10 protein-coding genes are annotated in these 12,662 nt (G+C 65.1%); 4 read left to right on the top strand and 6 right to left on the bottom strand.

What is annotated here, in order from left to right; translation table 11 throughout:
- Positions 1-33 precede the first annotated feature (33 nt).
- The gene (glnA, locus tag H4V95_RS12060) at positions 34-1,374 is read left to right on the top strand and encodes a type I glutamate--ammonia ligase (RefSeq protein ID WP_196866612.1); all 1,341 of its coding nucleotides are present in this window, start codon (positions 34-36) and stop codon (positions 1,372-1,374) included.
- Between the two features lie 13 nt (positions 1,375-1,387).
- Positions 1,388-4,399, top strand: coding sequence for a bifunctional [glutamine synthetase] adenylyltransferase/[glutamine synthetase]-adenylyl-L-tyrosine phosphorylase (locus H4V95_RS12055; protein ID WP_209730732.1), 3,012 nt, complete (start codon positions 1,388-1,390; stop codon positions 4,397-4,399).
- A 209-nt stretch (positions 4,400-4,608) separates the two neighbouring features.
- Here H4V95_RS12055 and glnA (H4V95_RS12050) read toward each other — a convergent pair whose 3' ends face one another.
- Positions 4,609-6,033: a type I glutamate--ammonia ligase gene (glnA, locus tag H4V95_RS12050; protein WP_196866614.1), complete on the bottom strand. Its 1,425-nt coding sequence runs from the start codon at positions 6,031-6,033 to the stop codon at positions 4,609-4,611.
- A gap of 261 nt (positions 6,034-6,294) precedes the next feature.
- On the opposite strand from glnA (H4V95_RS12050), the gene H4V95_RS12045 reads away from it, so the two are divergent.
- Positions 6,295-6,732, top strand: a complete 438-nt coding sequence (locus tag H4V95_RS12045) for an RDD family protein (protein ID WP_209730731.1) — start codon at positions 6,295-6,297, stop codon at positions 6,730-6,732.
- Here H4V95_RS12045 and H4V95_RS12040 read toward each other — a convergent pair.
- The 4 genes from H4V95_RS12040 to lipB all read right to left on the bottom strand — a co-directional run bounded on the left by H4V95_RS12040 (position 6,729) and on the right by lipB (position 9,705).
- Positions 6,729-7,067 carry a YciI family protein gene (locus H4V95_RS12040; RefSeq protein WP_209730730.1) on the bottom strand — a complete coding sequence of 113 codons (339 nt, stop codon included), beginning with the start codon at positions 7,065-7,067 and terminating at the stop codon, positions 6,729-6,731. The genes H4V95_RS12045 and H4V95_RS12040 overlap by 4 nt on opposite strands.
- Positions 7,068-7,131: 64 nt before the next feature.
- On the bottom strand, positions 7,132-7,884 hold the full coding sequence (locus H4V95_RS12035; protein ID WP_196866617.1) for a DUF4191 domain-containing protein: 753 nt from the start codon (positions 7,882-7,884) through the stop codon (positions 7,132-7,134).
- A gap of 96 nt (positions 7,885-7,980) precedes the next feature.
- Positions 7,981-8,985, bottom strand: a complete 1,005-nt coding sequence (gene lipA, locus H4V95_RS12030; protein ID WP_196866618.1) for a lipoyl synthase — start codon at positions 8,983-8,985, stop codon at positions 7,981-7,983.
- 3 nt (positions 8,986-8,988) lie between these two features.
- A complete protein-coding gene (lipB, locus tag H4V95_RS12025) occupies positions 8,989-9,705 on the bottom strand; it encodes a lipoyl(octanoyl) transferase LipB (protein WP_209730729.1) in 717 nt (238 codons plus the stop codon).
- A 111-nt stretch (positions 9,706-9,816) separates the two neighbouring features.
- Between lipB and H4V95_RS12020 the strand changes: the two genes are divergently transcribed.
- Positions 9,817-11,649: a serine/threonine-protein kinase gene (locus H4V95_RS12020; RefSeq protein WP_209730728.1), complete on the top strand. Its 1,833-nt coding sequence runs from the start codon at positions 9,817-9,819 to the stop codon at positions 11,647-11,649.
- 40 nt (positions 11,650-11,689) lie between these two features.
- Here the strand turns inward: H4V95_RS12020 and H4V95_RS12015 are convergent, their stop codons facing one another.
- Complete coding sequence (locus tag H4V95_RS12015; RefSeq protein WP_196866621.1) at positions 11,690-12,589, bottom strand: TIGR01777 family oxidoreductase; 900 nt, start codon at positions 12,587-12,589, stop codon at positions 11,690-11,692.
- Positions 12,590-12,662 lie beyond the last annotated feature (73 nt).

Here is a 12,662-nt window from a genome sequence, read left to right as displayed (position 1 = left end):
GGGCACCAATCAACTGCATGAAAGAGGGTAGCAATGGACCGCCAGCAGGAATTTGTACTCCGTACCATCGAGGAACGCGATGTGCGGTTTGTGCGCCTGTGGTTCACCGACGTCGTCGGTTCACTGAAGTCGGTGGCACTTGCCCCGGCAGAAGTGGAAGGAGCCTTCGAGGAGGGGCTGGGCTTTGACGGCTCCTCCATCGAAGGCTTGGCGCGGGTGTTCGAGTCGGACATGCTGGCGCAGCCCGACCCGTCAACCTTCCAGATCCTGCCCTGGCGTGGGGAGAAGGAACCGACGTCGAGGATGTTCTGTGACATCCTCACCCCGGATGGGGAGCCCTCCACCGCCGACCCCCGCGGGGTGTTGAAGCGGACCCTGGCGAAAGCCGCGGACATGGGATTCACCTGCTATACCCACCCGGAAATCGAGTTCTACCTGCTCAAATCCGACGAGCTGGGCCCGGACGGCCAGCCCGTACCGGTGGACCAGGCGGGCTACTTCGACCACGTGCCGGGCGGCGTGGCGCAGGACTTCCGGCGCACCGCCGTCGCCATGCTGGAATCGGTCGGGATCTCCGTCGAGTTCACCCACCACGAGGCCGGGCCGGGCCAGAACGAGATCGACCTGCGCTACGCGGACGCGCTGCAGACCGCCGACAACATCATGACCTTCCGGACCATCATCAAAGAGGTGGCACTGACCCAGAACAGCTACGCCACCTTCATGCCCAAGCCGTTCTCCGACCACCCCGGCTCCGGCATGCACACCCATTTCTCCCTCTTCGAGGGCGACGCCAACGCCTTCTACGAGGCCGGAGCCGAATTCCAGCTGTCCAAGACGGCACGCCAGTTCATCGCCGGAATCCTCAAACACGCCCCCGAGTTCACAGCGGTCACCAACCAGTTCGTCAACTCCTACAAGCGGCTCTGGGGCGGGGGAGAAGCCCCCAGCTACCTGTCCTGGGGCCACAACAACCGTTCAGCACTGGTCCGCGTCCCCCTGTACAAGCCGAACAAGGGCCAGTCGGCGCGCATCGAATACCGCGGTATCGACTCGGCCAGCAACCCCTACCTCGCCTACTCAGTGCTGCTCGGCGCCGGTCTGAAGGGTATCGAGGAAGGCTACGAGCTGCCGCCGGGCGCCGAGGACGATGTGTGGAGCCTGACGGCCACCGAGCGCCGCGCGATGGGCCACGACCCGCTGCCCGCAAGCCTCCACGACGCGATCCGGGTGATGGAGGATTCGGAACTGGTTGCCGGGATACTGGGCGAGCAGGTCTACGAGAACTTCCTGCGGAACAAGCGCGCCGAATGGCACGACTACCGCATCCAGGTCACGCCCTATGAACTGCGGCGCAACCTCGGGATCCTCTAAGCTGGCACCCACCATGAGCCTGAACCGCCAACTCATCAGTAGGGGTTTTACTGATCTGGAGAAAAGCACCCGGTTCCTGGCTGCACCGGAGCTGAAGGACATCCCGGAGCGGGCCCTGTTCGATGGGCTGGCGCGCTCTGCCAACCCCGATCTTGCCCTGCAGTCGCTGGTCCGCCTTCTGGCGGTCCAGCCCGGTCTGGCTTCGGTGGTGGCCGACGGCGGTGCCAGCAGCGAACCGCTGTTCCGCCTCCTGGGTGCGTCGGAGGCGCTGGCAGAATTCCTGATGCGCCGGCCCGAGCACCTCGACACCATCAAGGTCAGTCCCAGCAGGGCCCCCGGAGGAGTTCCTGCCGCACACCTCCGGTCCTCTCTCCTGGAAGCGGTCGACGCCGACCCGTCGTCGGGCATGCCCGTGGCCGGTACCGGCGGCAAAGAAGCCTACGCTCTGCTGCGCACCCGCTACCGCTGCCATCTGGTGGAGCTTGCCGTGCGGGACCTGTGTTCGGCGTCGCCCGTGGACTACCTGCCCACCGTCGGCCAGGAGCTCGCAGATCTGGCAGCGGCGGCGGTCGAAGCAGCGTTGGCCGTCTCCCGCGCGGAACTGGCGAGCAGTTTCTCCGTCGCCGACATCGCATCGGTCCGCCTCGCTGTGATGGGGATGGGAAAGTGCGGCGCCGGCGAGCTGAACTACATTTCCGACGTCGACGTCATCTACGTGATCGACGCGCCAGACCTCGCCGAGGATCTGGCCGTGAAGATCGGGACGTCACTGGCCACCGGGATTTCCCGGGCCATCACGTCCAGCGGTATCGAGCCGGGCCTCTGGGAGGTGGATGCGAACCTGCGTCCGGAAGGCCGCGACGGTCCACTCGTTAGGACCCTCGACTCCCACCTGTCCTATTACGCGCGATGGGCCCAAACCTGGGAGTTCCAGGCACTGCTGAAAGCACGAACCATCGCCGGCGACGCCGACCTTGGCCGCCGGTACGAGGATTCCGTGGCACCCCTCGTCTGGAACTCGTCCGAGCGTGAAGGGTTCGTCGACTCGGTCCAGGCGATGCGCCGCCGCGTCACCGACAACATTCCCTCCCACGAGGCGGAACGCCAGCTGAAGCTCGGGCCAGGTGGCCTGCGCGACGTCGAATTCACCGTCCAGCTGCTGCAACTGGTCCACGGCAAGGCGGACGAAACGATCAGGATCAAGGACACCACGTCGGCGATCGCGGCACTGAGCGCGGCGGGCTATATCGGCCGTTCCGATGCGAAGGCGTTCGACGAGTCCTACCGGTACCTGCGCGTCCTGGAGCACCGGATCCAGCTGGTCAACATGCGCCGCACCCACCTCATGCCCGAGGATGACGCCTCACGCCGCGCCCTCGCCATGACCTCCCAGGGTGCACAGATCACCACCCGGCCCGCAGCTGCCGCCCTGCTGGAGCAATGGCAGCAGACCAAGCGGCTGGTGCGCGGATTGCACGAGAGCATCTTCTACCGCCCGCTGCTGAACACCGCCGCGAACCTTAGCGTCGACGACGTCAAGCTCACACCCGAGGCGGCCCGGGCTCGCCTTGCCGCCCTGGGCTACCTCGACCCGAAGGTGGCCATGCGCCACATCGAGGCCCTCACTTCCGGTATCAGCCGGCGCTCTGCCCTGCAGCGGCAGTTGCTGCCCGTGCTGCTCGGCTGGTTGGCCGACGGCGTGGATCCCGACGCCGGGCTGCTCGGTTTCCGGCGGCTCAGTGAGGGGCTGGGACAGACCCACTGGTATCTGGGCATGCTCCGCGACTCGAAGGCCGCCGCGGAACGGCTCTGCCACATCCTCTCCAGCAGCCGTTTCATCGCCGACCTGCTGGAAGTCTCGCCGGAATCGACGAAGTGGCTGGGCAACGACAAGGATCTGGTCCCGGTCGAGTTCGAAGCCCAGTGGGGCGAGATCCAGTCGAAAATGTCACGTCACCCGGAGCCGCGGGAGGCGATGCGGCTGATCCGGTTGATCCGCCGTCGGGAATTATTGCGGATTGCGATTGCCGACAGCTCCGGTCTGCTGGACCAGTCAGAGGTGGGGGCGGCGCTGTCCGCCACCGACCGGGCAGCTATTCTCGGCGCGCTGCATGTCGCCGAGGGTGCGGTGTTCGCCAACGAAGCCCCGCTGACCGACGTCGTCGTCGTCGCGATGGGCAGGCAGGGCGGTCGGGAGATCACCTATGGTTCGGATGCGGACGTAATGTATGTGCACCGTGCCCATCCCGGCGCCGATGAGGCAGCGGCGCAGGGTCAGGCCGAGCGGATTGTCAGTCAGCTGTCCGCTCTGCTGCAGCAGCCCTGCACGCCTGCCATCCAGGCGGAGCGGGTGCTGGAGATCGACGCTGATCTGCGGCCTGAAGGCAAGCAGGGTCCGATGGTGCGGTCGCTGGAGTCCTTCCGAGAGTACTACCGGCGCTGGGCCTTGGTCTGGGAGTCGCAGGCACTGCTGCGTGCGTTGCCTGTCGCAGGAAGCGACGAGCTGGCCGCGGCGTTCACCCAGCTGATCGACCCGATCCGGTATCCGGAGGCCATTTCCAGTCAAGGCCTGCGGGAGATCCGCCGGTTGAAGGCACGGATGGAATCGGAACGGCTTCCCCGCGGAGCCGATCCGTCACGCCATCTTAAACTCGGCCGGGGAGGCCTGAGCGACGTCGAGTGGCTGGTGCAACTGCTCCAGCTGCAGCACGCCCACGGGAACGATGCCCTGAAGACCACCTCCACCCTCACAGCGATGGACGCCATCGCCGCAGCCGAGCTGCTTCCTGCAGCGGACGTGGCCACCCTGCGGCAGAGCTGGTGCCTGTCGAGCCGGGTGCGGGCGGCGAACGTGATCTGGAGTGGCAAGGCGTCGGACCTGTTGCCGTCGTCGCGCCGGGATCTGGAAGCGGTGGCCCGCTGGTGCGGGTACGGCCCCGGAATGGGTGCCCTGTTGGAAGAGGACTACCTGCGGCTGACCCGGCGCGCCCGGTCCATCTTTGAGCGCGCCTTCTACGGGTACTGAGTTTCGCACCTATCCCGGTGCGCCGCCGTCGCATTTTCCCACCCACCAGCCCCGATCAGTGGGACTGTCTAGACAATCCCACTGATCGTTCGTGGTCAGCGGGATGGTTGAACTTGTTATGCAAGCGATAGACCCTTGCTGTCCAGTAAATTTTGGGCAGAAAGAAGGCCCGCACGGAATAACTGTGCGGGCCTTCTCCTTGCTAGAGACTAGACGCCGTAGTAGAGCTCGAACTCGTAAGGGTTCGGACGCAGCGACAGCGGAATGATCTCGAATTCGCGCTTGTACTCGATCCAGGTGTCGATCAGGTCCTGGGTGAAGACGCCGCCGGCCTGCAGGAACTCGTTGTCGGCCTCGAGGGCGAGCAGAGCTTCCTCCAGTGAGCCTGGAGCCTTCTGGATGTCCTTGGCTTCCTCGGCGGGCAGCTCGTAGAGATCCTTGTCGATTGGATCAGCTGGCTCGATCCGGTTCTTGATGCCGTCGAGGCCAGCCATCAGCTGTGCAGCGAAGGCCAGATACGGGTTGGATGAGGGATCCGGCGCGCGGAACTCGATGCGCTTGGCCTTCGGGTTTGAACCCGTGATCGGGATCCGGATACCAGCTGAGCGGTTGCCCTGCGAGTAGACCATGTTGACCGGGGCTTCGAAGCCCTTGACCAGCCGGCGGTACGAGTTGACCGTCGGGTTGGTGAACGCCAGCACAGCCGAAGCGTGCTTGAGCAGGCCGCCGATGTACCAGCGGGCCATGTCGGACAGTCCTGCGTAGCCGCGCTCGTCGTAGAACAATGGCTCGCCGGCGCTCCACAGCGACTGGTGGCAGTGCATGCCTGAACCGTTGTCGCCGAAGACCGGCTTTGGCATGAACGTTGCCGACTTGCCCCACGCATCGGAAACGTTCTTGACGATGTACTTGAACTTCTGCAGGTCGTCAGCTGCGTGAGTCATGGTGGTGAACTTGTAGTTGATCTCCGCCTGGCCCGCGCCACCTACCTCGTGGTGCGACCGCTCGACCTCAAGGCCGGCGTTGTCCAGCTCGACGCAGATCGCATCGCGGAGGTCGGCCTGCTTGTCGACGGGGGACACGGGGAAGTAGCCACCCTTGAACGGAGTCTTGTTGCCAAGGTTTCCGCCCTCTTCCTCGCGGCCGCTGTTCCAGGGGGCTTCGACCGAGTCCACCTTGTAGAAGCTGCCCTGGGGGAGGGATTCGTACTGCACGTTGTCAAAGATGTAGAACTCGGCCTCTGGCGCGAAGAACGCGGTGTCAGCGATGCCGGTTGAGCTCAGGTAAGCCTCGGCACGTTCTGCCACGCCCCGTGGGTCACGGTGGTAGGGATCGCCGGTCCGAGGGTTCACAATCGAGAAGCTCAGCGCGAGCGTCTTCTCCATGCGGAAGGGATCAATGAACGCAGTCGTAGGGTCCGGAATCAGCTGCATGTCCGACTCGGCAATTCCCTGGAAGCCGCGGATCGAGGATCCGTCAAACAGCTGCCCGTTGACAAAGAAGTCTGCATCGACTGTCTTTGCGGGAACGTTGAAGTGCTGCTGCACTCCGGGAAGGTCGGTGAATCGGACGTCGACAAACTTTACGTCTTCGTCAGCGATGAACTTGAGGACTTCGTCCGCATTCTTGAACATCGTTTATGCTCCTAACGCATGTGGGGGATAACGACCGGGCGCAGATCAGTGGCATTGAGCGCTCCGCCGCAATAGTTACAACTGTAGGAGATTGCAGTTTCCCACTGGTGTCGCAATTGTTTCCGGCACGTTACTTAAGGATGGTCGGGTGACTAGGGCTCTTTTAGCCTAGCCTGCTTTGGGCTCACCGGTCGGAAAGTGAGCTTCGGTACGACCGCGACGCCGGGAATCCGTGCCACCCGGAGGCGTTAAGATTGGACGGTGGTAGATAGAAATGACATCGGCTCATGGCTCGGCGGCTCGCCGTCGAACCACACCAACTACTGGCCGGGGCAGGGGATGGGTCGGCCGAAGGAAGGGCCGGCATCGATCGCCCGGCCAGCTCGCCGCGTCGGTGCGTTGCTGCTCGACTGGGCCCTCAGCTCGCTGATCTCCTCCCTGTTCTTCGACTACAACAGCTTCGCGACGCTGGGCGTGTTCGCGGTGACACAGATTTTGCTGGTCGGCTTCTTCGGCTACAGCATCGGGCACCGCATCATGGGGATGCAGGTGCAGACAGTCAGCGGTCGCCCCGCAGGGTACGGGAAAGCGGCCGTACGAACCCTCTTGATCTGCCTGGTGGTTCCCGCGCTCATCGTGGACCGTGATCAACGCGGTGTGCACGACCGCGCCGTCCAGACGGTCCTTGTCCGGATCTAGCGGGCCGGGTCGTACATGAACGCGCGCAATTCCTGCGAGCACCTGCACGCTGCTGCTATTTTTCGGGCCCACTCGACCGCTTCATCTCGGGTGGGGAGCTCCAGCACCGTGAAACCGCCCCGTAGCTCGCTGCCGGGATAAATTTCGGTGTTCATCTGGCCGTCAGCGGAGACGAGAACGGGATCCACTTCCTCGTCGATTCCGCCGCCGAACACATACACGCCGGCCGCTTTGGCTTCCTCGATCACCGCGTGTGACTCGGCGACGACGGTGGGGAACTCCTCGTCAGTGAGGACCATGGCTTCGCTCGGGAAAGAGATGAGGTATTTAGTCATGGCCCGATGGTGCCACCAACAGCCGGTGGCGGTCTAGCGTCTAGCCGATCATGTAATCGACGGTCTAGCGTCCGCGCATGGCCTTGCGGTCCGGGCGGGCCTTGAACGGATCGACGCCCTTGGGGATGGGCAGTTTGGTGCCCAAGGCGGTGAGGCGTTTGTTGACGGCCTGGACCTCCTGCTTGGTCAGGGTCTTCTTGAGCTTCTGCGCCTTTTTGGCCACCTTCGCCAGGGGAAGCTGGCCCTCGCCGCGGCCGGCTTCAATGACGTGAATCTGGACGTTGGGGACAATCCTTGCCATCTTGCGCCGTTCGGCGTCGATCAGGGGCTTCACCCGTGCGGAAGGACCCTCGGTAACGAGGACGATTCCGGGACGGCCGATGGCACGGAACACGGCGTCCTGCGACCGGGGATTCATGGCAACCGGCTGATCCTGGAGGATCCAGCCACGGCGCAGCACGCTGAGCGCGGCGCCCGCGGCTCCCGGCTGGCCCTCAATCTGCGAGAAAGCCGCGCGTTCGGCGCGCCGGGACAGGATGAACACTGCCGCGAGGAAGCCGAGGGGAATCGCGATGATGAGCATCGTGATCCAGTTCTGGATCAGGAAACCAATGACCAGGCCGACGGCGACGATCGAAAGAAACGCGAGCAGCATGACCCAGACAACATTCGGGTCGTTCCGCCGGGTCATCTTGAAGACCTCGGAGATTTGCTTCATCCGCCCGGTCTTCTTCGGCCCCTTCTGGGGCTTCGGCTTCCGGGAGAAAAGGCGCCGCTTGGGGGTGGATGATCCGTCTGATTCAATGCTGTTGGCCATAGTGCCTCAATTCTACGTGATCCTCTAATAGCGGGTGGACGTGCCGAAAGCACCCCCGGCCGTCAGACCTGGGGTGCTTTCGGCAGACCTCACGGACTAGCCCGTGGGTGCGAGACTTGACGCCTCCTGGAGCGTCGAACCGGAGTCTTCGATGTGGGCCAGCGCTGGGGGAAGTTCGAGTCCCTTCTTGCGCATGGCCCGTGCCCAGAGTCGGCCGGCACGGTATGAGGACCGGACCAGTGGCCCGCTCATGACGCCGAGGAAACCGATCTCCTCGGCCTCCTCGCGCAATTCGACGAATTCCTGAGGCTTCACCCAACGGTCCACGGGGAGGTGGCGTTCGCTTGGCCGCAGGTACTGGTTAATCGTGATCAGGTCGCAGCCGGCGTCGTGCAGATCCTGCATGGCCTCGGAAATTTCTTCCCGGGTCTCGCCCATGCCCAGGATCAGGTTGGACTTGGTGACCATCCCGAGGTCCCGGCCCTGCGTGATCACGTCGAGCGAACGCTCGTATCGGAAGGCGGGGCGGATGCGCTTGAAGATCCGGGGGACCGTCTCGACGTTGTGCGCAAAGACCTCGGGTGCGGCGTCGCAGATCGCCTTAATGTGTTCCGGCTTGCCGGAGAAATCGGGGATGAGGATCTCGACGCCGGTGCCGGGGTTCATGCTGTGGATCTGCCGGATCGTTTCCGCGTAGAGCCACACGCCCTCGTCAGCGAGGTCGTCGCGGGCGACGCCGGTCACCGTGGCGTAGCGCAGGTTCATCGACTGCACCGACTGGGCAACCTTGAACGGCTCGCTGCGGTCCAACGGCTGGGGCTTGCCGGTATCGATCTGGCAGAAGTCACAGCGACGGGTGCATTCGGACCCGCCAATCAGGAAGGTTGCCTCGCGGTCTTCCCAGCACTCGAAAATGTTGGGGCAGCCCGCCTCCTCGCAGACCGTGTGGAGGCCTTCCTTTTTCACCAGGTTCTTCATGGCCACAAACTCGGGGCCAATGTTCACCTTCGCTTTGATCCAGTCGGGCTTGCGCTCCACCGGGATCTCGGCGTTTCTGGCCTCGACTCGGAGAAGGCGTCGTCCTTCGGGGGCTAGACTCACGGGTTATGCTCCTTCCGGCCGGTGGGGACCGGCAGGGTTGACTGTGCTTGACGGGCGGGAAACCTCTGCCGCCTCGACAACCAGTGATGGTTCATTCTTGCGCAGTTCCTCTTCAATCCGCGAAACGACGTCTGACGGGGTCACCGTCCCGCCCGTTTCCGCCGAGATGGTGGTCACCCCGGCATCGTTGATCCCGCAGGGCACAATCTGCTCAAACGGGGCCAGATCGTTGCTGCAGTTGACGGCGAACCCGTGCATGGTGACCCGCCGGTTGATGCGGATCCCGATCGCGGCGATCTTTCGGTCCGGCCCCCGGCCGTCTGCCGCTACCCAGACTCCCGACCGGCCCTCGATCCGGATCCCCGTGATCCCGTAGTCCCGCAGGACGGCGATGATCACGTCCTCGAGGATGGCTACATAGCCAGCCACCCGCGTCGGTTCGGGGAGCGCGAGGATGGGGTAACCGACCAGCTGGCCGGGACCGTGCCACGTGAGTTTCCCGCCCCGGTCCACCGGGACGACGGGCGTCCCGTCGAAGGGCCGCTCGTGCTCCTCGGTGCGACGCCCCGCCGTGTACACGGCGCTGTGTTCCAGAAGCAGCACGGTGCTGGGCGCCGTGCCAGCCACCACGCCGGCGTGGAGTTCACGTTGCAGATCCCAGCCGGTCTCATAGTCGACGAACTCCGGGTCCAGCCCAATACGCAAGTACTGAAGTGTCATGGCTTAAGGGTAGACCTGCCCGGGGACCAAAGTTCACAGCGTCAGCCAGCGTGGCCTGGAGGCCTGTGGATAACTTCTGCAGGATTTCCCGGCATCCATTAGAACTGGGACATGGACAGCACACCCGCCGGCGAGGGCCGCCGGAACGATCAGGACGCCCGTCCACCCAGCGTGCCCGGTTACCAGAGCGAACGCCTGCTGGGCACTGGCGGTAGCGCGTCCGTGTGGCTGGTCCGCAACGATCAGGGCGCGGTTTTCGCACTCAAGGTCCTGGATTCGGCGGGTCGGGGTGACCACGGCGCGGACGTGGTCCGCCGCGAGCAGCTGTTGCTGTCCCGGTTTGCCCACGAGCACCTCCTCGCTCTCCACGAGGTGGTGGAGACCGGGCAGGGCACCGCGCTTCGAATGGACTACGCGGCTGGCGGATCGTTACTGAACCTTGTCTCGGTGCGGGGACCGCTCTCCCCAGGCGAGGTGGTGACCGTCCTGACGCCGATGGCCCAGGTCCTCGCCTATCTGCATGACGGAGGTGCCGTTCATGGTGATGTCGCGCCCGGCAACATCCTCTTCACCGAGTTGGGTAAGCCCCTGCTCGCCGATCTGGGAATCGCCCGCCTGATCGGGGAAGGCAGTCATGTGGCGGCGGGCACCCCGGGGTTTCAGGAGACGTCGCGCGACCACCACGGGTTGAACACCGAAGCGGACCTGTACGCCCTGGCCGCTGTCGGCTGGTTTGCCCTGACCGGCAGAATCCCCGGCCCTGCGAGCCAGCGTCCGCCACTGTCACTCCTGGTCCCCGACACCCCCGAGGCGCTCGTTGACCTCATTAGCTGGGGGCTGGAGTCAGATCCCGGCGATCGGCCCACCGCGATCGAATTCGCGCGGGCCGTGCAACGAACGGCGACCGCCACACCGCTGGACCTGCTGGCGGCGGTCCACCCCGATGTCACTCCGAGCCTCAGGACCAGGCGATCCGACCCGGGCGAACCAGAGAAAAAGCGCCGGCGACGGGGACTCACGGCTTCCGTCGTCACCCCCGTTCCCCGTAGGTCCACCCCACGCCGGGTAGCTCCCGCTTCGGGTGCACGACGCCGGGCCGCCGCCCCACCCCGGCGCCGGGCACGCAAAGTTGCGGCCGTGCTGTTCGCTGCCCTCACCCTGCTTGTCCTCGCGATTGCTGCCGTGCTGGTCAGTGTGCCCGGACCCGTGGACGCCGGAAGAATGGGCAGCGTCGAACTCCCGGACGGTGCCGTCCTGTCGGGCTCGACACCGACAGCGCCACCATCAGCCACACCGTCACCGTCACCGTCAACGTCACCGACAGCGCCACCATCAGCCACACCGTCACCGTCACCGTCACCGACACCGACACCGACACCGGCACAGGCACCGACGGCGATACCCCTACCGACCCCACCCGTTCCGGTTGCACCGCCGACGCGGGCTCAGACCCAGTCTCGGGGGTCCACTTCGGCAGCTGGACCAACGGTGCGCGCCAGCGACGCGGCAGCCGATGTCCTGACCGAAGCCCTCGCCGGAACCGATCCACTGGTGGTGCTGCCGCACCTGTCTCGGGTCCGGGAGCGCGCCTTCGAGACGGCCGATCCGACTCTGTTGCGGTACGTCTTCGTCCCTGAGTCGCCGGCGATGGCCGCCGACGAGGACGCCGTCGTCGAGCTGGCTACCCGCGGACACGTATTGACCGGGCTCAGCATCGACCTGGAGAACCTTGAACGAATCGAGCTCCCTGCGGGCAGCACGGCTGATGACGCGGCAACGGGCACGGTGGAGGTCGCCGCGACGGCCACCACCTCGGGCTATGCCGAGGTCTCGCCGGACGGCGAGACGCACCGGGTTGACCCGGAGGCGGTCACCCAGCAGTTGGTCTTTGTCCTGCAGCGGGTGGCGGACCGGTGGCTGATCCGGGAGGTGAGGGAATCCTAGGCGCGAGAACCCGAGAAGGGAAAACCCGGATCCGGCAACCCTAGGCGCCCCGTGAGTCCCGGACCCACCGGACCAGATCGTCCAGCGAGTCCTCGCGGAACTCGAATCCAGCGTCCCTGAGCACCGTCGGATCCAGACGTGCGCTGGGAAGAAGCAACTCGCGCGCCAACTGTCCCAGCACCGCGGTCAACAACCACTCCGGCACCCGGAACCGGGTGGGACGGTTCAGGGCGGCGCCCAGCGCCTCCGTCAGCTCGGTGACCGTCGCCGGGGAAGGAGACGCAATGTTGACCGGCCCGCTGACCTCGGCCTCCAGCAGGAAAGCCATCGCCCGCGCCTGGTCGTCGAGGGTCACCCACGGCCACCACTGCTTCCCGGAGCCCAGCGGTCCACCGACAAAAAGCCGCAGCGGCACAAGGAGCTTGGGTAGGGCGCCACCCTTGGTGGACATCACTACACCGGTGCGCATCAGGACGGTGCGGACCGAATCGGGTGCCCGCAACGCCTCGGCCTCCCACCGCCTGCAGATGTCGGAGAGCAGCAGGTCGCCGGAGGCTGCGGATTCCGGCAGCAGCTCCGATCCACGGTCCCCGTAGTATCCCGACGCCGACTGGCTCAGGAACACTGTTGGCGGTGATTCCGCCCGCTGCATGCTGTCGACCAGCGTGCGGGTGGCAGTCAGCCGGGACGAGTAGAGCGTTTCCTTGTAGCCGCGCGTCCACGGCGCGCCAGCGATCCCCGCACCGGAAAGGTTCACGACGGCGTCGGTGGCATCCATGATTGCCGGGTCCAGGCCACCCGCCGTGGGGTCCCACTGGATTTCATCCGGGGCGGACGGAGTGCGGCGGACCAGCCGCGTCACCACATGGGGCCCGGGGGCCACCTGCTGCATGAAGGCCTTGCCAATGGTTCCGGACGCACCGGAGATCAGAATTTTCATACCCCTATCCCACCATCCTGCGCGGCCCAAAAGGAACAGGTGGTGCCCGTGGCGTCCAGGGGTTTTCCACACT

This window comes from Arthrobacter sp. CAN_C5, assembly GCF_017875735.1.
Taxonomy (GTDB): domain Bacteria; phylum Actinomycetota; class Actinomycetes; order Actinomycetales; family Micrococcaceae; genus Arthrobacter_D.
Note: the sequence above shows the minus strand (reverse complement) of the source record. Positions and strands in the feature narration are given on the sequence as shown.